The sequence below is a fragment of the Desulfitobacterium chlororespirans DSM 11544 genome (genome assembly GCF_900143285.1).
Taxonomy (GTDB): domain Bacteria; phylum Bacillota; class Desulfitobacteriia; order Desulfitobacteriales; family Desulfitobacteriaceae; genus Desulfitobacterium; species Desulfitobacterium chlororespirans.
This window is the reverse complement of record NZ_FRDN01000019.1, coordinates 1-25,068: the sequence shown is the minus strand read 5'-3', so window position 1 is coordinate 25,068 and position 25,068 is coordinate 1. Positions and strand designations below refer to the sequence as shown.

Here is a 25,068-nt window from a genome sequence, read left to right as displayed (position 1 = left end):
ATGAACCTTCCAGTCATTCTGGGGGTGCTGGGCAGGCTCCTGGTTTTATATGCAGGAGCCATGTGTATCCCTATGATTTTGGCCATCGCCTTAGGGGAGTGGAGTATCACTTCCTTCCTGCTGTCGGTATTGATTACCGGGATTCCAGGCTTTTTGCTTATGAAGCGGTTTAAGACTCCTGAAATGAAGATGGGTGTCCGTGAAGCCTTTGCCGTGGTGGCCGGGGCTTGGCTGCTCGCCTCCTGCACGGGAGCCTTGCCTTATTGGTTCGCCCAGGTGGTGCCCACGTATATGGACGCTTTGTTTGAGACGGTATCAGGCCTTACCACAACCGGGGCCAGCGTCATTAATGATGTGGAGATTTTACCCCAATCTCTCCTTTTATGGCGGAGCTTAACCCATTGGCTGGGGGGAATGGGCATCATCGTTCTGTTTATCGTCTTGCTCCCGAAAGCCGGCATGGGCTCGGTCCTTCTCTTTAATGCCGAGGTTCCTGGACCGACCAATGACCGCATGATGCCACGGATTCGCGATATAGCTATTTCTTTATGGAAGATCTATCTTGTTTTTACAGCGCTTTGTGCCTTGCTCCTCTGGAGTGCCGGCATGACCTTCCTGGATGCCGTCAACCACGCCTTTTCCACCATAGCTACCGGCGGCTTCTCCACTAAAAATAACAATATTATGTATTACGATAGTTTGGCTATTGAAATGATTATTACTTTCTTTATGATCCTTTCCGGTGTCAATTTTGCCATTTATCTCAGCCTTTGGCGGAAAAGAACCATGAAAGTTTTTCGTAATACGGAATTGCTGGTTTATCTGGCGCTGATTGCGGCTGCAGCTTTGGTGATCGCCGGAAGCCTGTGGTTTCGTAGTGGAAATTCGCCGGAGGATGCTTTTCGCCATGCCTTATTTCAAGCAGCTTCTCTTCTTTCCACCACAGGGTATGCTTCGGCAGACTTTGCGCAGTGGCCTTCTATGACCAAGATCATCTTATTCCTCTTTATGTTCATTGGTGGCAGTGTGGGTTCGGTATCAGGGGGTCTGAAGATCTCCCGGTTTATCCTGCTGGCCAAAGCCGCTTGGGCGGAACTGAAGAGGGGGATTCACCCCCGGGTTGTCTCCAGTATAAAACTTGACGGGAAAGTCATCGATGGAGAAAGCCTGAACAGAGTGGGGATTTTTTTCTTTCTCTATGTCATGACATTCACTATAGCAAGCATCGCCATGGCCGGCACAGGATTAGAGTCTTTTGATGCCATGAGTGCGGCAGCCGCCGCTTTGGGAAATGTTGGTCCGGGGTTCGGGGCTGTGGGACCGACGACGACCTATGCCGGGATCAGCCTTGGGGGCAAGGCGGTGCTCACACTATGTATGCTGTTAGGGCGCTTGGAGTTTTTTACTCTGCTCATGATCTTTCGTCCTGAATTTTGGCGAAGGCGAAAAATTTGGTAGAGGTTTTGACCTGTTGAATCTTAAGTGAGGGAGCAGAACAGAAATGAATTATTCGCTTGTGCAAGGGATCGTTGGCAGGCTTCTCATGGGATATGCTTTAACCATGTTCGTTCCCTTGGTCCTAGCGGCTTTTAAGAATGAAAACAGCATGTGGGCATTTTTGCTGACCCTGTTGATTACTGCTTGTCTTGGTGCTGCCATGGTTTATTTTCGAAAACCTACCCAGGAAAAAATGAGTATTCGGGAGAGCTTTGTCATTGTTGGCGGGGCCTGGATGCTGACCTCCTTGCTGGGGGCTTTGCCTTTTTGGCTGGCGGATAGTGTTCCGACTTTTATCGATGCTTTGTTTGAATCCGTCTCCGGATTAACGACCACGGGCTCCAGTGTGATCAATGATGTTGAAGCCTTGCCTTTATCCATCCTCCTTTGGCGAAGCATCACCCACTGGCTGGGCGGAATCGGGATTATTGTTCTCTTCATCATTTTGCTGCCCAGTACGGGCTTTGGTGCGGTGCATTTATTCAATGCCGAAGTGCCGGGGCCTTTAAGCAAGCGCACCATGCCCCGGATTCGCGATACGGCGATTACTATCTGGAAAATCTATGCCTTTTTGACCATGGTCCTCATCACTCTGCTGATGCTGGCGGGAATGAGCCCCTTTGACGCCGTCAACCATGGCTTCTCCACTATTTCCGCCGGAGGATTTTCCACCAAAAACACAAGTATGATGCATTATGGTAATCTGTGGATTGAGCTTGTGGTGATCTTATTTATTACGATTGCCGGGGGGAATTTCCGTATCTATCTGGAGATTTGGACGAAGAAGAGTTTAAAGCCTTTGCGGAATACGGAGTTTATTACCTATCTGGCCATTATCATAGGCAGTACCCTGCTGATTGTGGGAGGACTATGGCTGGCTCACGATAAACCGCCTGATTATGCCATGCGGCATGCTTTATTCCAAGTGGTCTCACTGGTTACGGGGACGGGCTTCTCTTCCACGGACTATAATCAATGGCCGGCTGTCACCAAGTTAATTCTGCTGGCTCTGATGTTCATTGGCGGATGTGCCGGCTCCACCACAGGCGGGATGAAAGTATCGCGAATCATGCTGCTTACGAAGCATGTTTGGGCCGTATTAACCCGCGGCCTGCATCCCCGGGCTGTATCCAGCATCAAGCTGGATGGAAGGCCTGTGGATGCTGTCGTAGTCAATATGGTCAGTGTGTTTTTCTTCCTTTATGTAGGGATTTTCGCTTTGGCTACGATTATTATCGCGGGAACAGGGCTGGAGCCTTTTGATGCCATGAGTGCGGTAGCCGCTTCATTGGGCAATGTGGGGCCCGGCTTTGGCATAGTAGGTCCAACCACAACGTATGCAGGTATCACACTCTTCGGTAAATTTATCTTGTCCCTTTGTATGCTGCTTGGCCGCTTGGAGCTGTTTACCCTGCTCATTTTATTGCGTCCCGAGTTTTGGAGAACCAAAGGCGGCTGGTAAGCTGAGCATGATGGTGTGGTTTAAGTGTTACAGGTACTAAAGAAGGGACGCTGAAGTTTGTGTTTGTCATAGTTAAAATTGGTGCTACTTTAGCCATGGTTGTTTGGCTTCTGCGCAAAAAAATTCAAATCGGCCATGCCATGCTGGCCGGGTCCATCGTCTTATTCCTGATATCCTCGCCAACCCTGGGCAAAGCGGACGCCGCCGTCCAGACAACTCTGCGGGAGGTTGGCACCTGGGAAGTCGTCTTTGCCATGTATTTTGTCATGTGCCTGGAGCAGCTTTTGCGGACCACCGGCATCATCGAAGGCTTCATGGCTGCCATGAAACCCTTGCTGCGCAGTGATCGCGTCCTGCTGGCCTTTATGCCCACCTTCCTGGGTCTGCTTCCTTCTTTGGGAGGAGCGATCTTCTCAGCCCCTATGGTAGAGCAGGCAAGCAAGAAATTTTCGCTGTCTCCTGAGAAAAAAGGGGCAATAAACTATTGGTTTCGCCATGTTTGGGAGTATGGCAACCCGATTATTCCGGGAGTTCTCCTGGCAAGCCAAATCACAGGCATACCTTTAGGAACCTTTGTGGCCAATATGATCGGCTATACTCTGCTTGCCTTGCTCCTTGGGGTGGTATTTATTCTGACAGGCAAAGGGTTTGAGAGTGGGCCTGCAGTCCAAAATGATTTAGTCAAGGATTCAGATGCCGGCAAAAATCAGGCTGATTCGTTAAAGACCAGAAGTCCGTTTCATTATTTTCTGCTGGGAGTAGGTCCCATTCTGGTAAATATTATTTTAGTGGTGGCCTTTGATTTAAGTGCCGCGCTTTCTATGGGCATAGTCGTCTTAGGTATGGTGATCATTCTCCGCTTTACCAGGCAGCAGCTGGCCACCATGCTTCGGGAAGCCTTTGAAAAGAAGATTCTTTGGGGCATTTTGGGTATTTTGTTTTTCCAGCATGTCCTAACGGTATCTGGAATTGTCCAGGAGCTTATTGCCTTTTTTCAGGGAACAAATATTCCGGTTGTCGTCATGCTGGGCCTGGGCTCTTTGATCGTGGCCTTGCTCACCGGTTCCCCTCAGGGAGCGGTGGCCGTTATTTTCCCCATCCTTTCGGCCTTTTACCCGGGAAATCTGGAGACGGCTACAGTCGCTTATATCATGGCGATTGCTGGAGCCATGCTGTCGCCGGCCCATCTTTGTCTGATTGTTACGGCGGAGTATTTCAAAGCCGATCTCTTTAAGATTTTAAAGCCGGTGCTTTTGCTGGAAGTGATTATCTTGACCTTTATGGCGGCCGTTCATTTGATTTAGGCAGCAGTTTCATAATGAAGTAAAAACGGCAGATGCCGTCCTCTGAAGGACCGGCCTCTGCCGTTTCTCTTATTTTGGTTGTCCAGAGCTTATAAATCAGGGAAGCCGGAGCTCGTCACCGTTCTTCTTAATCCGCCCGCTCTTAAGCAGCGCTCCCACAGCCCGTTTAAAGGCGGCTTTGCTCATGTGAAAAACCCTTTCGATCTCCTCGGGGCTGGCTTTTTCATGGAGAGGAAGTACACCTCCGTGGGCATTCATGGCGTTGACGAGAAGCTCAGCATCCACACTCATCTGCTGGTGGGAGAGATTGCGGGAAGAAAGGTCCAGTTTTCCGTCGTCCCGGACTCGAATCACCCGAGCCTGAACCCGGTCCCCCCATTTGAGATCTGAATAGTTCTCTGTACGGGGAATCAGGCCCAGGTATTGATTATCCACTGCTACAAAAACGCCGATATCGGGATGAATTTGGTAGACTGTCCCCGTGACGGAGTCATTTTTTTGATAAGGAGAAGCGGAGCTGAGAAAGTCAGTGATATCCGTTGTGGAAGATAAGCGCCCGCTTTTATCTAAATAAAGGTAAACAAGATAACTTTTAGCCACTTCTATGGGGTATTTCTGCTCCCGGAAGGGCAGGAAGAGACCGCGTTCCAGGCCAAAGTCCAGGAAAGCGCCAAATTTTGTCTTGGCGGTAACCTTCAGATAGGCAAGTTCTCCCGCTTGGGCTAAGGGCTTTTGGCGTGTAGCGATCAAGCGGTCTTCCGAATCATGGTAAATGAATACCTCTAAATTATCCCCTTCTTTGATGTCGTCAGGGCATTCATTTCCCGGCAGCAGAACATTATCTTTGCGGTTACCTGTCCCGGCATCGAGATAGACCCCAAAAGAGGCAAGGTTAGCTACATTGAGCTGATTGATTTTACCGACCTGGATAATGGGAAGCGCCTCCTTAACATGTTTTAATAGGCAATGAATCAGGGCTATACCGCTCAAGCGGCCCCGGCAGATTGAACGAGACTTCTTTCAGTGATTAAAAGGCAAAGTTCCCTTGAATAAAGATGGGAATCTCCTGACCCTCGGCGGTAACTCCGGTGATGTTCAGATCGGCTGTACCGATCATAAAATCTTCATGAAGCAAGGAATCATTAACACCGGCTTCCTCTAATTCTTTTTCGCTTAGCTTATCGCCGTTTTTCAGAGTGACGGCATAAGCTTTGCCCAGAGCTAAGTGACAGGCGGCATTTTCATCAAATAGGGTATTGTAGAAGAGGATCTTGGCATTGGAAATAGGGGAGTCGTAAGGCACCAGAGCAACTTCACCAAGATAATGAGAACCTTCATCGGTGGTGATGAGGCCTTTTAAGCTTTCTAACCCCTCTTTGGCACTGTAATCAATGACCCGGCCATCTTTAAAGGTCAGGGTAAAATTCCTGATGAGGTTGCCGTTGTGATTTAAGGGCATAGAGCTGACGGCCTTGCCGTTGACCCCGGTCTTCTTGGGAAGGGTAAACACTTCCTCCGTCGGCATGTTGGCAATAAATTCAAGGCCTTCGGCTGTGTGCTCTGCTCCGGCAAGCCAAAGATGGTCTTCCGGCAGCTCAACCCATAAATCCGTACCTAAAGAATTTTGGAAATGCAGGGTGCGGAAACGATGGGTATTCATAAAATCCATACTGTGTTTAAGGTTTGCTTTGTGCTCCTCCCAGGCTTGGACCGGGTCGTCCTGGTCGGCCCGAACGGATGCCAAGATGGCTTCCCAAAGCTTTTCCACGGCCGCTTCCGGGCCGGCATCGGGGAAGACTTTTTGAGCCCAGGCCTGGGTGGGTACGGAAACCACGCACCAGGAATTTTGATTGCTCATAAGGCGCTCCCGGTGCTCCTTTAAAGCGATGGATTGAGTTCTTTGCGCTCTCACCATACGTTCGGGATCAACCTCTTTCATCAGCTCCGGATCGGAGGCCGCGATACTCAGGAAAGCTGCCCCTTGCCGGGCATAGTCGACGAAGAAGGTTTTCTGCCATGCGGGGAACTCATCGAAGATTTCCTCCGGCCCATGGAGATAGCGAATTTTGGCGGTGAGCTCATCTCCCCAAAAAATAACGACATCTTTCGCTCCTTCCTGAAAAGCGATCTCAGAAATCTTGCGGGTGAATTCGGCGCATTCAATAGGCGACTTAATCACCAGAATTTGCTTAGGCTGGAGGTTGATACCGGTTTTAACGACAAGGCGGGCGTATTTATCGAGAAATTGTTTATTCATGCTGGTTGGCTCCTTTCCAATTTCCTGGACATAAATTACCTCTAATGAAAGATTATAGCATATCCTCCTTAAGGAAGTGAACTCAAAGCCGGCGAAGGTGCAAGAAAATTATTCTTTAAAAAGGTCAAAAGACTATTGACACATGGTCATTATGAACCTATAATATAGTTAATGAGATTACTAAATGAGTTAAGTTAAATGATTAAATGAGTTAGCTTTGATGATGTGATTGCTTTGGAAGAGTAAATATAGAAAAGGAGGTGATCAATTTATGAATCATCTCAAGGAAATTATGGAAATAGCCAATCATTTTGAACCGAAAAAGAAAGCTTTGCCTTATCTGGAACTGGATTCGATGATGCTTTCTCAGGTGGTGGAAGTGGCTCACCGGGTTGCCCAGAATGATATCAATAACACCCAAATCCAGAATTGGGTAAAGAGGAAGTACCTGCCTAATCCTCAGAAGAAGAAATATACCCGGGAGCAGGTTGCCAATATTCTTCTGATCAACGATTTAAGAAATATTCTATCCCTTGAAGAGGCATCCCAATTATTGAGCTTTGTCAACTTGAATCTTGAAGATAACAGCGATGATCGAATTAATCCCGCTAAGCTCTACAGGTATTACAGCGAGATCTTTGATCTCTCGCAAAAGGATTGGGTCACTTCTCTTGAGCAATTGCCTAAGGAAGTCAATCAGATTCTTGCTGGTGAAGATCTTAGTGAAGATGACAAAGATAAAGTAGCAGCGACTCTGGTTATTTTAGATCTTTTGGCCAGGGCAAACCTCTATAAGCAGATAGCTCAGCAATGGTTGAAGAATATTTCCCAGGCTGGCACTCCAGGAGAAGAGTCCTGATAAACAATCATAGATACATGGATAAGATGAGAGGAGGGAAGAATTTATGGTAACAGGTGGAGTTGTGGCGCTGGTTATTTTAGGCTTATCTTTTTTGTTTTTGGAGATTTTTATTCCTGGTGGAATTCTGGGCATAGCAGGACTGATTCTTTTATCGGCAGGAATTTTCCTGACGGCAGAATCGGCTTTGCATGGGGTGGCATATGTCAGTACGATGCTGCTCATCCTGGGAATCCTTGTGGCTTTGAGCTTTCGCTTTCCCCGCACCCGGCGGTTCTGGAAGCGGTTTTCCTTAAATGCCAAGCAATCCAATCAAGAAGGTTATGTTGCTCCCACCGTGGATCTGGAGAGTTATATCGGTTGCGAAGGCGTGGCTATCAGCCCTTTGCGTCCAGCCGGAACAGCAGATTTTGACGGCAAGAGACTGGATGTTGTTACGGAAGGAGGTTTCATTGAAACTCACAGCCGTGTCAAGGTTATTGATGTAGAAGGGACACGGGTTGTGGTTCGGCAAGTGTCTTAGTAGATTATAATAAATGGAGGTGGAGCCCTTTTTGGGCGAATGAATATGCCAATTGAAGTTTTAATGCCAATCATTCTTTTAGCGTTAGCTTTTATTCTCATCAGTGTCATCTTTACCTTTATTCCGGTAGGTCTCTGGATTTCAGCTTTAGCTGCAGGTGTTAATGTAGGAATCTTTACTTTAGTCGGGATGCGGTTAAGACGTGTTACTCCTTCCCGGATCGTCAATCCTTTAATTAAAGCCCATAAAGCGGGTTTAAGTGTGACCACGGCTCAACTGGAAGCCCATTATTTGGCCGGCGGTAATGTAGACAGAGTCGTCAATGCTTTGATTGCAGCAGAACGTGCAGCTATTCCTCTCCAATTTGTAAGGGCAGCCGCTATTGATCTGGCGGGTCGTGATGTATTGGAAGCAGTCCAAATGTCCGTTAACCCTAAAGTCATTGAAACACCCATTGTCTCCGCTGTGGCTAAGAATGGTATTGAGCTTCGTGTTAAAGCCCGGGTAACCGTGCGGGCCAACATCGACCGTCTCGTCGGTGGAGCGGGGGAAGAAACCATTATCGCCCGTGTCGGAGAGGGAATTGTCACCAGTATCGGTTCTTCCCAGTCCCATGAGCAAGTCCTGGAAAACCCGGACATGGTATCCCGTACGGTTTTGGCCAAAGGCTTGGATTCAGGAACGGCCTTCGAGATTCTTTCCATTGATATTGCCGATGTGGATGTGGGTAAGAATATCGGTGCCCAACTGCAAACAGACCAAGCGGAGGCAGATAAGCGCATTGCTCAGGCCAAGGCTGAAGAGCGCCGTGCTATGGCGGTAGCAAGAGAGCAGGAAATGATTGCCTATGTTCAAGAAATGCGTGCCAAAGTTGTTGAAGCCGAATCTGAAGTGCCCAGAGCTTTAGCGGAAGCATTAAAAGAAGGTAAACTGGGAGTTATGGATTATTACAATATGCAAAATATTATGGCTGATACGAGTATGCGGGATAACATTGCCCGTTCCAGCAGCTCCAACACTGACTCCAACCCGAAAAAGTAGGGTGGTGACATGACATGGATCTATTCTCATGGTTACCGATTATAATTTTCATCTATGCAATATCCACGATCTTCGGTTCGAACAAGAAAAAACCACAAAACCGACGCCCACCCACTACCCGGACTCAAGGACCGCAAGACAACCGTGCTCCCTACTCGCGGCAGGAGACAAAGCCGGCACGGACCGGCTGGCGGGAGATGTTTGAAGAGCTGGAGCGGGAATTGTTTCCTAAAGAAGAGCCGATCAGCCGGCCTTCCCAGCCTTCCCAGCCTTCACCCGCCCCAAGATATCCAAGCACCTCTCAGAGCTATGGCAGAGAAGGCAGCGAAAGGGTCGATAGTTTTTCTACCGAAGGGTCTTGGGGAACGGAAGGGACCGCCGGTGTTGAAGGCAGCGCCGGCAGGGAAGGGATGTTAAGCACTTTTAGCGGAGAAATAGGCCAGGGATCTTCTGGAAAACCTGAGCGTAAACCGGGGAATGCTTCTTCTCAACCCATAGAGCAGGCAAGGCCGGTTTTCCCGGCCGTGTCGGAAAACCCCCTTGTCCAGGGGATTGTCTGGGCAGAGGTGCTGGGTAAACCGCGGGCTCACAATAAATATGCTTATAACCGCAGAATTTAACCCGGTGCAAGCTAGCAATGAACTGAACAAAGAATAAGATTACAGATTAATCGCCTGAGTGTAAAAACTTGGGCGATTTTTTCATACTAGGGAAGCTTGATTAATTTCTCATTAAGCGTACAATAATTATAGCTTATCCTCAGTGAGGATAAGGGCGGCTGGCCTTCGGATAGGATTAAAGCCTCATCTGAAGTAAAGCCTGCTTAATAGATGGAGAGGTGTTGAATTATGTTAAATAAAGAGTCGGTCATTGTCTTAGGGTCCATGCAAATTTTCAACGTCACGAAAGGACCTATTTTTAGCTGATACGCTCACCTAAAACGGGACTTCCGTGACCATTTTAGCAGTCAAGGAGGATTCCCATTTGAATTGTCAATATGAACTTAAAGAACTGGGTTGGAATGATGCTTGGCAGGAGCTTTTTCAACCTTATTTAAAGTCTGGTTTCTATCCGGGCCGTATCGCGGCGGAATATCGCGATCGATTTAAAGTATGGACGGAATTGGGCGAGGTCTGGGCCGTCGTTTCGGGAAAAATGCGTTATGCTGCTTTGGAGCGCAGTGATTTGCCTGCTGTAGGAGATTGGGTCGCTCTGGAGGGCAGGGCGGAGAGTATGATGGATCATGAGGATCAGGATGTCATCATTCAGAGCATACTGCCCAGAAAAAGCAAATTTTCCCGCAAAGCTGCCGGAAAAACCTCGGCTGAGCAAATTGTTGCCACCAACATTGACACAGTGTTTCTTGTCAATGCTTTGAATTTCGATTTCAATGTGCGCAGAATTGAACGTTACCTGACCCTTGCTTGGGAGAGTGGGGCTCATCCAGTGCTCATTTTGAGTAAGACGGATCTTTGTGATGATGTTGAGGAGAAAGTCGGGCAAGTTCAAGATGCCGCCCCCGGTGTGGATATTCTGCCCATAAGCTGTGCTACAGGAGATGGAGTAAGTGCCATAGCTCCCTATACCCGGCAGGGGCAGACCATTGCTTTGCTGGGTTCATCAGGAGCCGGCAAGTCCACCTTGGTCAACTATCTCTTGGGCCAGAATGTCCAGCTGACTTATGAGGTTCGGGAGAAAGACAGCCGGGGCCGTCACACCACCACTTCCCGTGAGCTTTTTCTCCTGCCCCAGGGTGGGGTGTTGATTGATACCCCAGGCATGCGGGAGATTCAGCTTTTTGGCAGCGGCGAGGGCTTAAGTGAAGCTTTTGAAGATATCGCGGCCTATGCCGGGAACTGCCGTTTCTCCGATTGTCAGCATGAAAGTGAGCCTGGCTGCGCTGTGCAAAAGGCTATTGCTGAAGGAATGCTCAGCGAGGAACGCTATGAAAGCTATAAAAAGCTGCAGCGGGAAGCCCGTTATATTTCCCGCAAGACCAATCTTCAAGAACAGCTTGAAGAAAAGAAGAAGTGGAAAAAGATCACTCAGCAGATCAAAGAGCACTATCAGACGAAGCGCTAGGGATTAACCCCAATTGAATAGCGTTTTATGGAATAGGTTCAATGGCACGGTTTCAATGAAGTATATCGTAAAAGGCTGTAGGAAAGGGTCATCTGACCCTTTCCTCACCTCGCTATGTGAATAGTATAACTTGACTTGGAGTGATATAGCTAAATGATATCAATGAGTGAGGGGGATTTCCTGTGGGAAAAATTCTTCTTGTTATTCTCGCCATAATTCTCATGATTTTCATAGTCTGTGCCGTTGTAACCACAATTGCTAAACTTCGATTTGCCCAAAGGGTCGCTGAGGAAGTTGACCAATTTTATAAGGGAATAGAAAATACCCAAGGGACCGTGCAGCTTTCTGAGCTTGAGAAACTTCCCCCTGCTGTTCAAAAATGGCTTCGGCATTCTCAGGTTGTGGGAAAAGAGCGGGTGATAGCCGCAAGGACAAAACAGGATATAAGTTTAAGATTAAAGGCCGATCAGCCTTGGATGAAGGGGGAGGTCGAACAGTATTTTCGCATGGCCGAACCTGGGTTTATATGGTATGCCGATATTCAAATGGCGCCTTTGTTCCATATATCAGGCCGGGATAAGTATGTTGACGGACATGGTCGGATGCTGATCAAAGCACTGTCCCTGTTCACTGTAGCCGACGGCCAGGGGAAGGAAATCGATCAAGGGTCTCTCCTGCGCTATCTCGCTGAGATGATGTGGTCTCCCGCAGCGGCTTTAAATGATTATATTCAGTGGCGGGAGCTAAGCGATACATCGGCTGAAGCAACCATGAGTTATGAAGGGGTAACTGCTTCAGGAATCTTCACCTTTAATGAGCAGGGTGAAACACTTGGCTTCGAAGCTGAACGCTATGGAGAATTTGATGGTGAATACCGTCTGGAGACATGGGTTTGTGCCATCCAAGAGCATCAGGAGTTTAATGGAGTGATTGTTCCTTTCCAAGGAGATCTCATCTGGAAACTGGATTCGGGTGATTTCCACTGGTATCATTTTCAGGTCAAAGAGCTGGAATACAATAAGCCTTTTCCATATCAGTGATCAGAAGTGTGGGGAAGATATTGCGGTAAAACAGATTAGGGCCTGGCTCCTGGTCTGTTTTTATTAATAAAGTCAGGATATAATGAGCTTTAGAGGGAAGCGAAGGAGGAATGAGGTGGACAAGCGCGACATGACAGGGAAAAGCCCTGAGGTTATACCCCATACTCCCGTGATGGAGGATTTGCGGGCAGCCAGGGAAATTTTCTGGATTAATCCTCATTATCAGGCAACGAAGGAAGTCAAGGAGGCCCAATTCGGAATCAGTCTCTCCGATATCCTCGCTGCAGAAGAACGATTGCGGCGCTTTGCACCTTACCTGGCTAAAGCTTTCCCGGAGACACAGCCGGCTCAAGGTCTCATTGAGTCCCCCATTGTCTCTATAAAAAGGATGCAGAGCTATTTAGAATCCCGTTATGGCGTGCAGATACCTGGGGATATCTGGCTGAAATGCGATCATCAGCTGCCGATTTCCGGCTCCATCAAAGCACGGGGTGGGATTTATGAAGTTCTCAAACATGCCGAAGAAATTCTTATCAAACAGGGCCGATTGACCAGGGAAGACGATTATGCCATATTAAAGGATTCTTCGTTCAGAGACGTTTTGTCCCATTATAGAATTGCGGTGGGCTCCACAGGAAATCTCGGCTTGAGCATCGGCGTGATGGGAGCTGAATTGGGCTTTAAAGTCACAATCCATATGTCTGCCGATGCCAAAGGGTGGAAAAAGGCTCTTTTGCGCGCCAAGGGGGTGGAGGTGATTGAATACACCTCCGACTATAGTAAGGCTGTGGAAGAAGGCCGCCGGCAGGCTGAAGATGATCCCCGCTGTCATTTTATTGACGATGAAAATTCCCGGGATCTATTTTTAGGCTATGCTGTAGCAGGACTGAGACTTAAGGAGCAATTAGAAAAATTGAACCGTAAGGTTGATGCCGACCACCCTCTTTTTGTCTACCTGCCCTGTGGGGTGGGAGGAGGACCGGGGGGAGTGACCTTTGGCTTAAAGCAGGTGTTCCAGGAGCATGTTCATTGTTTCTTTGCCGAGCCGACCCATTCTCCCTGTATGGTGTTGGGATTAGCGACAGGACTCCACGATGGCATCGCTGTTCAGGATATTGGGCTGGATAACAAGACCGAAGCCGATGGGTTGGCCGTAGGCAGAGCTTCCCGCTTCGTAGGCAAGATCATGGAAGGCTTGCTGAGTGGGGCCTTCACCGTGGAGGATGCAGAACTTTTCCGCTTGCTGCAGGCTCTTGATCAAGCAGAGGGGATACAATGCGAGCCCTCGGCTTTGGCAGGAATGGCCGGCCCGGCCCGGCTCCTGTTGTGCCAGGAAGGCCCTCAATATATCAGGGAGCACCGGCTTGAAGAGGGATTAAAAAAGGGAACCCATCTGATTTGGGCGACCGGCGGCAGTCTCGTCCCTGAGGAAGTTATGAAAGACTATCTGTCACGAGGAAAATAGAGGGTTATTTCAGGTAATACTAACAGAATAGAGGAAGGTGGTCCCCATGTCTTGCCCGGTAAAAACTCAAATTGTGCTGTCTGATTCTTTTGACCCTTGGCACAATCTGGCCTTGGAAGAATTCCTTTTACATAAGGTGGAGAAAGATCAGATCCTCCTTTATCTATGGCAAAATCAAAACACTGTAGTTATCGGAAGAAATCAAAATCCCTGGCAGGAATGCCGCTGTACTCTCCTTGAACAAGATGGAGGAAAACTTGCCCGTCGCCTTTCCGGGGGAGGAGCAGTTTTTCATGATTTAGGCAATCTCAATTTTACTTTTATCATGGATCGGGAGCTTTATGATTTGCATAAACAGCTCCAGGTTATCTTAGATGGAGTAAACAGTTTAGGGATTCAAGCCGAGTTTACCGGCCGCAACGATCTGACTGTGGAGGGAAAAAAGTTTTCGGGGAATGCCTTCTATTTTGAAAAAGATAAAGCATACCACCACGGTACAGTTCTTGTTCATGTGGACGGGGAAAAAGTGGGGAAGTACCTTCAGGTATCCAAGGAAAAAATGGCGGCCAAGGGAGTACAGTCGGTTCAATCCCGGATCACCAACCTCCGCAATTATTTGCCGGATTTGTCCATTGAGGAGATGAAGGGGACTCTGATGGAGAGCTTTCAAAGCCTCTACGGTGCCTGCCCGGAACCGCTGCGGATAAAGGACACAGAGTATGACCTGGGCGAGCTTTATGAAAAATACGCTTCCTGGGATTGGCGCTACGGTAAAACGCCCCAATTTGACCTTGTGCTGGAAACCCGTTTTCCCTGGGGAGGGATAGAATTAGGCTTTACTCTGCGCCAAGGCAAGATTATTGGCTCAACCATCTATTCCGATGCCATGAATGCACACCTCATCCAGGAGATCAGTGCTTCATTTCTTAACCGAACGCTAAACAGTGCTGAATTGCTCCTTGCTTTAGAGTCACTTCAGGTTCAGGAAGAAGATCAGATGATTCTTCAGGATATGAAAGAATGGATTGGCGAAAAGGTGAAAAACGTTTAAGGAGGAAAGGGAGGTAGAGAGAATGAATCAGAAAAAGATCCTCCGGGAAATCCTTCTGCCCGATGGAACCAAACTGCCCAAACTCGGCCAGGGGACCTGGTATATGGGGGAGAAAAGCCGGCTCTGGCAGCAAGAGGTCAAAGCCCTGGCCATGGGAATCGAGTACGGAATGACCTTGATCGATACGGCTGAGATGTATGGAGAGGGAGCGGCTGAGGAACTGGTAGGAGAAGCGATCAAGCCTTATGATCGGGAAACCCTTCATATCGTCTCGAAAGTCTACCCTCATCATGCCGGGCGCAAGACGATCTTCAAAAGCTGTGAGGCTTCTTTAAAGCGTCTTGGCCTGGACTATCTTGATCTGTATCTGCTCCACTGGCGGGGAAATATCCCCCTTGCAGAGACTGTGGAGTGCATGAACGAATTAGTGGCCCAAGGAAAGATCAAGCATTGGGGCGTATCCAACTTTGATACGGAGGATATGGAAGAGCTTTGGCAAACACCGGGAGGGGAGCGGTGTGCAACCAATCAAGTGCTCTACCACTTAAATTCCCGGGGAACTGAATATGATTTGCAGCCCTGGCTCAAAGCGCATCAGCTGCCGATGATGGCTTACTGCCCCATGGCTCATAACCTGAGTACACGGCAAAGAATAGCCCAAAATCCAGTAGTTCAGGAGATTGCCCAAAACTATGGCCTGACTGTAGAGCAGATACTCCTTTACTTTGTCTTGGGGCAGGAGAATATCATGGCCATACCCAAGGCGTCTCAGCTCGACCATGTCAAGGATAATGCCCGGGTTTACGATATCTCGATCCATGAGGAAGATTGGCAAAGAATTAATCTCGCTTTTCCGGCTCCCCAACATAAAACTTACTTGGATATATTATAATACTCCGGATAGAGGTTTATATCTTACATATATGATCCATTGTTTTCTACTTTGAAACAGCCTATGAGGGGAATCGTTATCCTCACTATGGTCGTTTTCTTAGACTTATGCCTGGCCAACTGGTTGAACTTACATGGCTAACGGGTGCTGAGGGAACCAAAGGTGCTGAAACGGTTGTGACTGTGGAATTAAAAGAGGTTGAGGGTGGAACAATATTACGATTAAATCAGGCAGGGTTTTCAGATGAAGAATCGAGGGATAAGCACAAACAAGCATGGCCTTTGGTTCTTGCTCAATTGGAGGATAGGTTGATGAAGGTTTCTCATAGTTAATGTGCAGTATTTAGATAATGTTGTCATGGTTTTTGATAAAAAGCAAAGGAGAATTCCCAAATGGAGAAACCGCGAATTTTTGCAATGTCTTTTTCCAGCATCTATCCGCTCTATCTACAAAAAGCAGAGAAAAAAGGAAGAACCCAAAAAGAAGTAAATGAAATCATTTTTTGGCTTACCGGTTATGATGAACAGTCATTACAACAACAAATAATTGATGAAGTGGATCTGGAAACCTTCTTCAAACAAGCACCTCATATTAATCCCAATGCTTCACTTATCAAAGGAGTAATTTGTGGATATCGGGTAGAAGAAATAGAGGATGAATTAATGCGGCAAATCCGATATTTGGATAAACTAATTGACGAGTTGGCTAAAGGTAAAGCAATGCAGAAAATATTAAGAGAGTGAACCAAGAGCTGGCGGAAGCTCCTTCAACTTCCCAAGGTGGTTATGGGGAGGGTATGTGGTGTTGCAGTCGATTAGAAGGCGGTGAGTCATATGGTGAAAGCAAGTGATATGGCCTCCTAAATCTAGATTTTTATTTTTAGGAGGCCAATGTTATGAAATTTATTGAAGTAGAAATGGAGCAATGGGCGAGAAAAAAACATTACGAGCATTACAGCAAACATGTTCGCTGTTCCTATAGCCTGACGGTGGAGATTGATATTTCCGGTCTGCTGACCGGCTTAAAGGCAAAAGGGCGGAAAGCCTATCCGGCGCAAATTTATATGCTGTCAGCAGTGGCGAATCAATTTCAGGAGTTCCGAATGTCCACAAATGAAGAAAAGCGTTTAGGATATTGGGATGTAATCAACCCTATGTATACGGTTTTGAATCGGGAAACAGAAACCTTTTCCGCAATATGGACGAAGTATGACAGCTGCTTCCACAGGTTTTATCGCGCGTGTTTGGAAGATGCCACACAGTATGCGAACGGCGTTCTTTTTCCCCAAGACAATCTGCCGCCCAACATTTTCAATATTTCCAGTATCCCGTGGCTGGATTTTACGGCGTTCAATCTAAATGTTCCTTCACAAGATAACTATCTTTTGCCTATCTTCACGATTGGAAAATATAGAAAAGAAAAGGGCAAGACGCTAATGCCTCTTGCCATACAATGTCATCATGCAGTTTGCGACGGTCTTCATGTGGGGAGGTTTATAGATGCGTTGCGTTATATGGCAGTGAATTGGGACGAATGGCTTTGATTTGCGGTATCTTACGATCATAGAGGAGGAAAGTCTCCGGCTCAGCAGGTTAAGCGACAACTTGTTTAGACTGGGCTTCGCTGGAAGCGGAAACAATCGCCTGCAATCCCATCCCTTATCGGTTGGATCATCAAATTGTTGATATGGTGCTCTCTTGTGAACCGTTGTGGCGGGAAAAGGAACTTGTTGTGGAAACGAATTCTATATCAACATTCGCGGATGTCTTCGAGCAGATACTCCATTATTTTACCTTACGGCAGGAGAATGTCATGGCTATACCCAAGGCTTCTCAACTCAACCATGTCAAGAATAATGCTCAGGTTATGATATCTCAATCAAAGAGGAAGATTGGCGGGGAATGAACCTCGCCTTTCCTGCCCTTCAACATAAAACTTATTTAGATATATTATAAGTGTCGGATAATACCCCCTGCCGGTTCGACTCCGGCCATCGACACCACGTAAACAGACCTGTTTTTTGCAGAAGCAAAAGACAGGTCTGTTGCTATTTTATAAGAAAATGACACGAAACTCAGGATTGGAGCCAGTGTCAAAACAAAAGACAAGCACCAAAAGTCACGTATATTGACTTTTGGTACTTTCTTTAATTTAAATCCTAATATACGTGGCTTTTATAGTTAAGAAAGAGAGGTAAGAATCATGGTATATATCCCATATGGTTTTGTTCAGAAGCAGGATGGTATCTTTGTAGAACCTCAGCAGGCAGAGGTAGTAAAAGAAATCTTTCAGCGGTATTTAAACGGTGATAGCTTGGGTGGTATCGCGGATTTTCTTTTTAGACACGGGATCTCTTCCCCAACCGGGCAGGAAAAATGGACACGACCGGCGATCAGTAAACTTTTGTCCAACGCTAAGTATATCGGCTATATTATCAGCTTCGAGGATTACTTCGCCGTTCAAGTCGACAAGGGAAACCGTAGCAACATAGATGAAGATACCAACCAGAGGAAGGCCACTCGGTACAGTTCACAGAATGTACTGAGTAGTCTTTTGGTTTGTGTGGAATGTGGCGCTCATTATCGGCGCATCCCCCGCCCTTCCGGCGAGGTAGTCTGGCGCTGCGCCAATAAAGTCGAGCATGGAAAGAAGATTTGTCAAAACGCACCGTCTCTCAGTAAAGACGTAATTAAGGAATATCTTTGCACGGCACTTAACATGGCGGAATGGGATGAGGAAGCTATCAAAAGCGCTATTGAACGAATCCTGATTCGACATGATGGCGGGTTAGAAATCGAGTATAAACACGAAATGAGGCATGATTTGGAATATTAAGGCTATGCAAGTCACGCTCATCTTGATATAATATCCGTATAAGTAGAATTGAGGTGAGCGGCATGACTGAAGCTGAAAAACGGCGTGCTGAAGCAATTTGGACGTATAGGATATCACAGGAAAAAGTTTTGAAGAGCCTTGTCGAGAAGGGAATCTTTACACAAGAACACGCGGACTATATGTCTGATCATCTCTTTGAACAACTGAATCTGTTGGATGTCCCCGGTTCCCATCTATCTTCTATTGGAGAAAAGATGGTCGATGCCAATTGGGGACACAGTCCTTATATATCACTTACGGATATCGCACGAGAAAAGAATGGGAAATCTCCAGGGTACCTTGTTCAAAGTTGGCTGCGCAACAGCAATACCATTGAGTATTTAAGACTATGGGAAAAAAGGTTTAATCCAAACTTTCTTGATGATGAGTGTGAAAAGCTCATCCAAACCATTCGGACAAGCAGCGCTACCCTAACGCCAAAGATATGGATCAGTGCTACTAAGGCAGTCGGAATCGAATCAAAAGCAGGCAAGAATGGCGGAACAATGGCACATCCAGAAATAGCTGAAGCATTTCGTGCTTGGCTGTTTCCAGAGGTGATGCTGGAGATGGTGAAAAGGTATAGGAGTTATCAGCTTGAATCGGATGAATCACCAGCTCATGGGAACGAGGCTGAATCTTGATGCACAGAGTTGCGGTTTAGATAGGTGCAAACCTAAATATATTTTTTGTAGGGTTTCCAGTTTAGCAATAATGGGAAGTTTAAACTTCTATTGTGCCATACTTTTACCCACATTGAAAATGTGGTAGGATTGCTTGCGGAGACAATTAGGCTGCGTGAGAAGTTGAAAGATTTACATGATGAGGATTGAAAACAAATAAAGCCTTCCTTTGTACGTTGGCACCAATAAAGAAAATCAAAAAGCTCTGATGGAGGTATAATAATGGGAGACAAAGAAATTTACCGCTTGAATGATGATATTTCTTTTCGGAAATGTTTCTTATTTGATGATGACAAACTAACGTTTGGCGATTGTACAAACTTTAGCACGTTGGAAAGAAATTGGAGAACATACTACAGCTGCAACCAAGATGGTATCCATTTCCACTGCACTGCTCATCCGGAGATAGAGTTAGGAATTGTGGATACATCATACAGTTCTGTCGTTTATCAATGCCCCAAGTGCCGTAAAAATATTGAAATTGAAAATCCCCGTGAATTGAAAAGCAGATGCTTGAGAATGTTGAATATTCCTGAGTTCAAGGATGCTAAGCTTGTACGTTTAGATGATTGGTATGTCCATGAAATAAAAGAAAGAAAAAAGGATGAATCCGGTTATTGGATTACCACTAATGTAAAGACTGATAAAGACGGCGATACCATTATCGTGGTCTATGTAGGGCACAAGGACTCTTCTGAAAAGGCACAATTCTTTATCAAGCCAGAAAAAGGGCAACTAACGAGTGATCATAAAGACATGGATCCGGCAAAGGTTCTTTCAAAGATCGAGGTCTACTTCAAAGGCCGGACTTTAATCCAGGAATACGACAATTAAACAGGTGGCGATTGTTAGATTGGACGGTTGCTGTCTCTGTGACATCTATATTGACGGGCTTAATTGTAAGGGAGTGAAATGATTTGGGCAATCCATACATGGACTGGCGCAGCCATGAAAATGTACGCCCTGTTGAGTTAAAGAACAAGGAGCAATTCTATTCCGATTTGATCAATATTGAGCATAGTTGGTCTGGACGAATAGATGGGAATATTTGCAATACCTTCATTATGGAGGCAGAGCAACAACTGGTAAATGCGATAGAACTGTTTGAGCAAGGCTATTTTGATTGCGCTTATTACTCCTTGCGATCAGCCGTGGACATATCAACGACGATGGTGTTTTTGGACGATATGCCTGATGATGGGCGTGAGAAGTTTTTGAGTGCATGGAAATCTACAGCAGACTTCCCAATGCAAGGACAGATGATTAAGCAACTGTCCCAATGTGGAAATGTCTTTGTTGATATGAAAACAAAAATGCCAGCTTTCTTTTCTGGCGCCAAGAGTCTAAGCGCAGAATTGAACAAATATGTTCACAAACAGGGATTGCAGCATTTCTATGTATTACGGAATCATCCGATGAATCAGAACAAACCTCAAGAATTTTTTATACATATGTTTGAAAAACATCTCCAGCGGTGCATAGGCGTTGTAGCTGTAATGCGTCTGGCTATTGATCCTTTTCCTGTTTTGATTATGGACGAGGATATTCTTTATCGTTGCTTTGATTCCATGACCGACCCCTATAGCGAGGAGTTTGTCAAAAAATATATTGGGGTGTCCACGATAGAACAATATAAGCGTACCGAACTGTATATGGGCACATATGATTCTTTTTCATCTGAGGAAAAGAAGAATGAGGCTACGTTCAATGTAATGAAACATCAGTATATTGATTCAAGCAGGCTGGATGAGATTTTTGCTCAACTGCATCTTCTGCCCAAGGATGATATTATTAGCGTACTGCTTATATCATCATGTGAAAAGGCAGTAAAAATCTACAGCAGTCATGGACTGAGTATGTATTTTACTGATAGAAACACAAATAGAAAGGCGATGTCGTGGTCTGGGCTCGATTTCAAGTGTTTTTCTGAAGCAGAAAATCTGGTGAATCAGCCTTATGATGAGGCGTATATTTCTGTTTTTCGTTTTGACGATACACCATATTTCGTAGAACATAACGAATTGCTGACTGTGGATGAAATCGATCAAATGAGCGGAATAGTTGCCGGATCCTTGTCGAAAATGAAAATTAAAAATAGCGAAAACGAAGAATAAGGCTGGGCAACCGAACCAGCTGTAATAAGGTTTTATCGGAAAAAACCTACAGTCATTAATGTATAAACAGGTGAAATGAGGTGATTTGATGGTTAAAGGGTTTGTTTTCTTCAAAGAAGGGAAAATTCCGTTCGTAATTGAAAATTATCGTATGGAACTATTTACAGATGATAGTTTACTGAATGATTTTTCAAAGGAATACAATTTTAAGACGAATTATATTCTTCAGGGACAGTATTTTGGCAGCGGAATCCAAGGGCAAAAAGCAACTTTTTTTGTAGAGCACTCTATGGGAAGCACTTGCTATTTGCGCTGTTATATCATCAATATGCTTGCATCGGAAGATGGATACGACACCATAGGCCTTCAATCACCGTTTCTCGACGACATTTTCAGGTACAAATATAAATACTTGAATATGGTCAGAGCAGGTTCTAATCTGGCAGTGGAGCCCAAAGATGCATACAAAGTACCGTTTTCTATGAAAGGTAGGCAATATGAATTAACATTCCGTATAGGACACGATAATCGTCTTGGCCTTTTGGAAGACTTTGATCGAAAGGGAGAACTACTGCTCCCGCTTCAAACTGATGACATACAGGAGTGCTATGATATTTCGGTGGTTTTGTACCGACTCGCAATGTTTATGATATCCTACGCAGAGGTCCCATTCAATCGGATTACCTTATATAAAAAGGGCTTAAAAGCAGGCTGGTTTTACTGTCCTCTCGTTTCAGATGATGCGTTCTCGTGGCATGATGGATTCTTCCATGAACTTGACGTTATGAAATACATCCCGAAAATCTTGCATAACATAGCATTAGATTCGGGGAATAAAATAACGCAAAGCATACCATTGGGACATTTAGGGAATTTTGATTCTATGTTTTCGCCGCAACGATTTGTGGAACAGGTTATGGCATTCGAGTATTTGTTCGACAAACTGGATCATAAGAAAGCTCAGAATTCTAAGTTTACGCTAAAAAATGAGTTGGCATATATGTTCAAAGAATTCCCACAATTGTTATCGAGCTCTAAATTGTCTTCAGACAAGGTCAGCGAACAAATCAAGGAAATCAGGCGCACTATTGCCCATGGATATGCGTATTACTATGATTTCAAAAACGATTCTAACACACAGCATTTGATCATCCTCCTCGACAAGTTAATCAGGAATATGAGTTTGCTATGGATTGGATTTACAAAAGATGATATTGCAGAATACCCGCTATATTAGGCAATGTAGCATGAATGGATACTATAAGCAAAACAAAATACCGGCAGATGGAATCCTCCGTCTTCTGTGACCATTTCGTCAAAGTCAACTCCACTCCACAATAAATAAGTAGAAACATCTCTGAGCATTATGAATTTCCCATTATGTTTAAACTAAGCATATTATTTTACTTACTTGAGATATGTTTTGCTAAAACTCAAAAATCTTTTTCCCACTGTTTTCACAGAAAAGACATAGCTTCAGACAAGGAGAAGCGATGTCTTTCTTTCTATCCAAAAACCTGATACTATGATGCAAAGACTATCGTAAACCACTCATCAAAGAGGGAAGGTGAATATCATGCCGGAACAACAAGATCTCCCCCAACAGAATTATAAAGTATGCAGCAGGAATAATTATGGGAGGATTTCATATGAAAACTATAGACAAAAATGTTCTGGCTGGATATAATGCCGGAATTGAACGCGATAGGCTTCGAACAGATTTGGGCCTTATTGAATTTGAACGCACAAAGGAATTGTTGATGGAGACGCTCCCCAAACCTCCGTCAGTTATATATGATATTGGCGGGGGATATGGTGAATACTCATGGTGGCTTGCCTCTCTTGGATATGAGGTGCATCTCTTTGACATTTCCGAAACGAACATTGCGATGTCTGAAGAGTTGAGTTCATGTTATCCGGAAGTAAAACTGGCAGCAAGAGAAGTAGCTGATGCAAGAGATATCCCACGTTCTGATTCAAGCGCAGACGCAATACTATTGATGGGACCTCTTTATCATATTGTGGAAAAATCAGAGCGGCTATTGGCTATAAAAGAGTGTTTTCGCCTTTTGAAGAAAAATGGCCATTTGTTTACGGCGGCTATTACGCCATACGCAACGTTATTATGGGCAACCTCCGTTTTTGGAACTCGAAATAGATTGCTTGAAGAAGACTCTTTTATGAATATGGTTGCCAGAGAGCTTCTGGACGGTGAGCATATAAAGCCAACGAACAGCAACTATAGAGGAATAGGACGTTCGCATTTTCATAGTGCGGATGAACTGAAGGCTGAATTATCTGAAGGCGGATTTCATTCTCATGTTGTTCATGGTGTAGTTGGTGGTGCCTGGTTGGCTCCGAATATTGACGAACTATGGAAAAATACTGATTCCCGTGAGGCACTGATGAAAACTGTAAGAATGCTTGATATAAGAGATGATATTATGGGACTTTCCACACATATCTTAGCAATTTCTCAGAAGTGAGTAGCTGCGTAAAGCGAGACTGGCATAAATTTTTTCGCACTGTTATTCCCAAAAAGATGTAGCATTTCCTGTGAGGTGCTTTTTTGTATATTTGAACATGTTGCAGAAAAGGAATCAGTTATTATATGTCAAATAGGGTATATTAAAATTCAGGTTTAAATTAAAGGAGGATTTATCTATGAATAAGTTCATTTTCAATGATTATTTTCATGAGCCCCAAGGCAAAATCGCCAAGCGGATGCTTTTCAAAAGCGATAATGTCATTGCCTTTGTTCTAAACATTGCAAAAGGGGAAATACTACCGGGACACACCCATCTGGAATCCACCCTTTTCCTGCAGGTCATGGAGGGAAATGCCAAGGTTGTCACGGATGGCAATGAGACCTCGTTGCAAGTGGGTGAGTTAATGCAGGTTGATGGGCAGGAAAGCCTGCAGGTTATAAACATCGGCGAAGGGGTCTTGCGCCTTTACGTCACAATTTCACCAATGGGTTCAGAGGCTTTTGCAACAGATGCCAATGTTTAATGACTTATCTTTATCCTTGCCATGTGAAGAACTCTTTTTTATACTGTTAATGTAAAAAGAACATAGCTTTCCGCCAAGTCCACGGTATCATAGGGACAATTTGTGGAAGGCAAGTCGAATACGGGAAACACTCCTTGGGGAAAAGAACCAGGGAGTGTTTTGCATAGTGAGTTAATTCGCAATCAGCAGATCAAACGGTGTATAATTGATATCATAACCTTTAATATTATATTCCTTAACTTAATCTAAAATGAGGTGTGCATGTGATTGTTTTCCAAACTGAGCATATTAAAACATTTAATTATATTGTCCATCATTTTTTAGAAGTTGAAATTTTTTATGGAGCAAATATTGAAATAGTAAATGATATGAGCATCGCTGATCGAATTGAAGACCTATTGCCTAAGTATCTTTTTAGAGAGCAATATTTTAAATGTTTAAAGGTATTTAAGGAATTATTCTATTGGACAGAAGATGAATTCTATCTGTGAATGTCAACGAATTTCTTTACCACGTGACAGCGAATTAGTTTACCAGTAATGACAATGAATTTGTTTACCATGTTTAGAGACTGACTAAACACCCGTGTAAATGGCAATAATCTCCACATAAGACAAAAGTGGAGGTTATGGAATGAAACAGTCAAAAAACATTCTTACAGACAAGGAAATGGAACTGGTCAACTTACTGATGCAAGACTGCCAAAGCACAGGGGATATTCAGTCGAAACTGAAAAGACTGTTTGCCGGAACCATTGAGCAGATGCTGGAAGCAGAGATGCAAGACCATCTGGGGTATGAAAAAAACAGCATTGAAGGAAACAACTCCGGTAACAGCCGAAATGGCTATAATCGCAAGACCATCATCAGCGATTACGGCGAAAGTGAAATTGCCGTCCCTCGCGACCGAAAC

At 45.2% G+C, this 25,068-nt stretch carries 26 protein-coding genes; 24 read left to right on the top strand and 2 right to left on the bottom strand.

All coding sequences use genetic code 11. From position 1 onward, the window contains the following. From BUA14_RS24220 to BUA14_RS24210, 3 genes are read left to right on the top strand one after another with little or no spacing between them, the layout of a single operon-like run. On the top strand, positions 1–1,458 hold the full coding sequence (locus tag BUA14_RS24220; protein WP_072774936.1) for a TrkH family potassium uptake protein: 1,458 nt from the start codon (positions 1–3) through the stop codon (positions 1,456–1,458). 43 nt (positions 1,459–1,501) lie between these two features. Then, a complete protein-coding gene (locus tag BUA14_RS24215) occupies positions 1,502–2,959 on the top strand; it encodes a TrkH family potassium uptake protein (RefSeq protein ID WP_072774935.1) in 1,458 nt (485 codons plus the stop codon). 59 nt (positions 2,960–3,018) lie between these two features. Then, positions 3,019–4,263 (top strand): DUF401 family protein, encoded by a 1,245-nt coding sequence (locus tag BUA14_RS24210; RefSeq protein WP_072774934.1) that lies wholly within the window; start codon positions 3,019–3,021, stop codon positions 4,261–4,263. Positions 4,264–4,359: 96 nt separating this feature from the next. Here BUA14_RS24210 and BUA14_RS24205 read toward each other — a convergent pair whose 3' ends face one another. Together BUA14_RS24205 and BUA14_RS24200 are read right to left on the bottom strand one after the other, a co-directional pair. Continuing rightward, entirely contained in the window at positions 4,360–5,196 is an 837-nt protein-coding gene (locus BUA14_RS24205; RefSeq protein ID WP_072774995.1) for a CvfB family protein, read from the bottom strand. A gap of 94 nt (positions 5,197–5,290) precedes the next feature. Next, positions 5,291–6,520: an aminopeptidase gene (locus tag BUA14_RS24200; RefSeq protein ID WP_072774933.1), complete on the bottom strand. Its 1,230-nt coding sequence runs from the start codon at positions 6,518–6,520 to the stop codon at positions 5,291–5,293. Positions 6,521–6,791: 271 nt separating this feature from the next. Between BUA14_RS24200 and BUA14_RS24195 the strand changes: the two genes are divergently transcribed. The 21 genes from BUA14_RS24195 to BUA14_RS24095 form a co-directional block, all read left to right on the top strand. After that, a complete protein-coding gene (locus BUA14_RS24195) occupies positions 6,792–7,379 on the top strand; it encodes a DUF1836 domain-containing protein (protein ID WP_072774932.1) in 588 nt (195 codons plus the stop codon). 46 nt (positions 7,380–7,425) lie between these two features. Then, complete coding sequence (locus BUA14_RS24190; RefSeq protein ID WP_072774931.1) at positions 7,426–7,902, top strand: NfeD family protein; 477 nt, start codon at positions 7,426–7,428, stop codon at positions 7,900–7,902. A gap of 39 nt (positions 7,903–7,941) precedes the next feature. Further along, positions 7,942–8,943, top strand: a complete 1,002-nt coding sequence (floA, locus tag BUA14_RS24185) for a flotillin-like protein FloA (protein WP_084078829.1) — start codon at positions 7,942–7,944, stop codon at positions 8,941–8,943. A gap of 14 nt (positions 8,944–8,957) precedes the next feature. Beyond that, complete coding sequence (locus BUA14_RS24180) at positions 8,958–9,563, top strand: hypothetical protein (RefSeq protein ID WP_072774930.1); 606 nt, start codon at positions 8,958–8,960, stop codon at positions 9,561–9,563. A 364-nt stretch (positions 9,564–9,927) separates the two neighbouring features. Next, positions 9,928–11,025, top strand: a complete 1,098-nt coding sequence (gene rsgA / locus BUA14_RS24175) for a ribosome small subunit-dependent GTPase A (protein ID WP_072774929.1) — start codon at positions 9,928–9,930, stop codon at positions 11,023–11,025. Between the two features lie 182 nt (positions 11,026–11,207). Further along, the gene (locus BUA14_RS24170; RefSeq protein WP_072774928.1) at positions 11,208–12,065 is read left to right on the top strand and encodes a DUF6544 family protein; all 858 of its coding nucleotides are present in this window, start codon (positions 11,208–11,210) and stop codon (positions 12,063–12,065) included. A 130-nt stretch (positions 12,066–12,195) separates the two neighbouring features. Beyond that, the gene (dsdA, locus tag BUA14_RS24165; protein WP_178371803.1) at positions 12,196–13,530 is read left to right on the top strand and encodes a D-serine ammonia-lyase; all 1,335 of its coding nucleotides are present in this window, start codon (positions 12,196–12,198) and stop codon (positions 13,528–13,530) included. A 46-nt stretch (positions 13,531–13,576) separates the two neighbouring features. Then, positions 13,577–14,581 (top strand): lipoate--protein ligase, encoded by a 1,005-nt coding sequence (lplA, locus tag BUA14_RS24160; protein WP_072774926.1) that lies wholly within the window; start codon positions 13,577–13,579, stop codon positions 14,579–14,581. Between the two features lie 22 nt (positions 14,582–14,603). Next, complete coding sequence (locus BUA14_RS24155; RefSeq protein ID WP_072774925.1) at positions 14,604–15,473, top strand: aldo/keto reductase; 870 nt, start codon at positions 14,604–14,606, stop codon at positions 15,471–15,473. A gap of 38 nt (positions 15,474–15,511) precedes the next feature. Continuing rightward, entirely contained in the window at positions 15,512–15,805 is a 294-nt protein-coding gene (locus tag BUA14_RS24150) for an SRPBCC family protein (protein ID WP_072774924.1), read from the top strand. A gap of 60 nt (positions 15,806–15,865) precedes the next feature. Then, entirely contained in the window at positions 15,866–16,216 is a 351-nt protein-coding gene (locus BUA14_RS24145) for a DUF2200 domain-containing protein (RefSeq protein ID WP_072774923.1), read from the top strand. Positions 16,217–16,368: 152 nt separating this feature from the next. Continuing rightward, the gene (gene catA, locus BUA14_RS24140; protein WP_072774922.1) at positions 16,369–17,016 is read left to right on the top strand and encodes a type A chloramphenicol O-acetyltransferase; all 648 of its coding nucleotides are present in this window, start codon (positions 16,369–16,371) and stop codon (positions 17,014–17,016) included. A 659-nt stretch (positions 17,017–17,675) separates the two neighbouring features. Beyond that, positions 17,676–18,308, top strand: coding sequence for a recombinase family protein (locus tag BUA14_RS24135; protein WP_072774921.1), 633 nt, complete (start codon positions 17,676–17,678; stop codon positions 18,306–18,308). 62 nt (positions 18,309–18,370) lie between these two features. Continuing rightward, positions 18,371–18,991: a KilA-N domain-containing protein gene (locus BUA14_RS24130; RefSeq protein ID WP_072774920.1), complete on the top strand. Its 621-nt coding sequence runs from the start codon at positions 18,371–18,373 to the stop codon at positions 18,989–18,991. Positions 18,992–19,252: 261 nt separating this feature from the next. After that, positions 19,253–19,864 (top strand): hypothetical protein, encoded by a 612-nt coding sequence (locus BUA14_RS24125; RefSeq protein ID WP_072774919.1) that lies wholly within the window; start codon positions 19,253–19,255, stop codon positions 19,862–19,864. A gap of 83 nt (positions 19,865–19,947) precedes the next feature. Further along, positions 19,948–21,144, top strand: a complete 1,197-nt coding sequence (locus tag BUA14_RS24120; protein ID WP_084078827.1) for a hypothetical protein — start codon at positions 19,948–19,950, stop codon at positions 21,142–21,144. An 88-nt stretch (positions 21,145–21,232) separates the two neighbouring features. Further along, on the top strand, positions 21,233–22,381 hold the full coding sequence (locus BUA14_RS24115) for a hypothetical protein (RefSeq protein ID WP_072774918.1): 1,149 nt from the start codon (positions 21,233–21,235) through the stop codon (positions 22,379–22,381). Positions 22,382–22,793: 412 nt separating this feature from the next. Then, a complete protein-coding gene (locus BUA14_RS24110; protein WP_072774917.1) occupies positions 22,794–23,630 on the top strand; it encodes a class I SAM-dependent methyltransferase in 837 nt (278 codons plus the stop codon). Positions 23,631–23,808: 178 nt separating this feature from the next. After that, positions 23,809–24,156 carry a cupin domain-containing protein gene (locus BUA14_RS24105; RefSeq protein ID WP_072774916.1) on the top strand — a complete coding sequence of 116 codons (348 nt, stop codon included), beginning with the start codon at positions 23,809–23,811 and terminating at the stop codon, positions 24,154–24,156. A 263-nt stretch (positions 24,157–24,419) separates the two neighbouring features. After that, a complete protein-coding gene (locus BUA14_RS24100; protein ID WP_072774915.1) occupies positions 24,420–24,647 on the top strand; it encodes a hypothetical protein in 228 nt (75 codons plus the stop codon). Positions 24,648–24,825: 178 nt separating this feature from the next. Further along, the coding region (locus BUA14_RS24095) for a transposase (protein ID WP_242954758.1) at positions 24,826–25,068 on the top strand (243 nt) is incomplete at its 3' end.

Excerpts from the sequence above, each read along its gene's own strand:
- BUA14_RS24220 (WP_072774936.1), top strand. The coding sequence starts at position 1 with ATGAACCTTCCAGTCATTCTGGGGGTGCTGGGCAGGCTCCTGGTTTTA.
- BUA14_RS24215 (WP_072774935.1), top strand. The coding sequence starts at position 1,502 with ATGAATTATTCGCTTGTGCAAGGGATCGTTGGCAGGCTTCTCATGGGA.
- BUA14_RS24200 (WP_072774933.1), bottom strand. The coding sequence starts at position 6,520 with ATGAATAAACAATTTCTCGATAAATACGCCCGCCTTGTCGTTAAAACC.
- BUA14_RS24195 (WP_072774932.1), top strand. The coding sequence starts at position 6,792 with ATGAATCATCTCAAGGAAATTATGGAAATAGCCAATCATTTTGAACCG.
- BUA14_RS24190 (WP_072774931.1), top strand. The coding sequence starts at position 7,426 with ATGGTAACAGGTGGAGTTGTGGCGCTGGTTATTTTAGGCTTATCTTTT.
- floA (WP_084078829.1), top strand. The coding sequence starts at position 7,942 with ATGAATATGCCAATTGAAGTTTTAATGCCAATCATTCTTTTAGCGTTA.
- BUA14_RS24180 (WP_072774930.1), top strand. The coding sequence starts at position 8,958 with ATGGATCTATTCTCATGGTTACCGATTATAATTTTCATCTATGCAATA.
- dsdA (WP_178371803.1), top strand. The coding sequence starts at position 12,196 with ATGACAGGGAAAAGCCCTGAGGTTATACCCCATACTCCCGTGATGGAG.
- lplA (WP_072774926.1), top strand. The coding sequence starts at position 13,577 with ATGTCTTGCCCGGTAAAAACTCAAATTGTGCTGTCTGATTCTTTTGAC.
- BUA14_RS24155 (WP_072774925.1), top strand. The coding sequence starts at position 14,604 with ATGAATCAGAAAAAGATCCTCCGGGAAATCCTTCTGCCCGATGGAACC.
- BUA14_RS24145 (WP_072774923.1), top strand. The coding sequence starts at position 15,866 with ATGGAGAAACCGCGAATTTTTGCAATGTCTTTTTCCAGCATCTATCCG.
- catA (WP_072774922.1), top strand. The coding sequence starts at position 16,369 with ATGAAATTTATTGAAGTAGAAATGGAGCAATGGGCGAGAAAAAAACAT.
- BUA14_RS24135 (WP_072774921.1), top strand. The coding sequence starts at position 17,676 with ATGGTATATATCCCATATGGTTTTGTTCAGAAGCAGGATGGTATCTTT.
- BUA14_RS24130 (WP_072774920.1), top strand. The coding sequence starts at position 18,371 with ATGACTGAAGCTGAAAAACGGCGTGCTGAAGCAATTTGGACGTATAGG.
- BUA14_RS24125 (WP_072774919.1), top strand. The coding sequence starts at position 19,253 with ATGGGAGACAAAGAAATTTACCGCTTGAATGATGATATTTCTTTTCGG.
- BUA14_RS24115 (WP_072774918.1), top strand. The coding sequence starts at position 21,233 with ATGGTTAAAGGGTTTGTTTTCTTCAAAGAAGGGAAAATTCCGTTCGTA.
- BUA14_RS24110 (WP_072774917.1), top strand. The coding sequence starts at position 22,794 with ATGAAAACTATAGACAAAAATGTTCTGGCTGGATATAATGCCGGAATT.
- BUA14_RS24105 (WP_072774916.1), top strand. The coding sequence starts at position 23,809 with ATGAATAAGTTCATTTTCAATGATTATTTTCATGAGCCCCAAGGCAAA.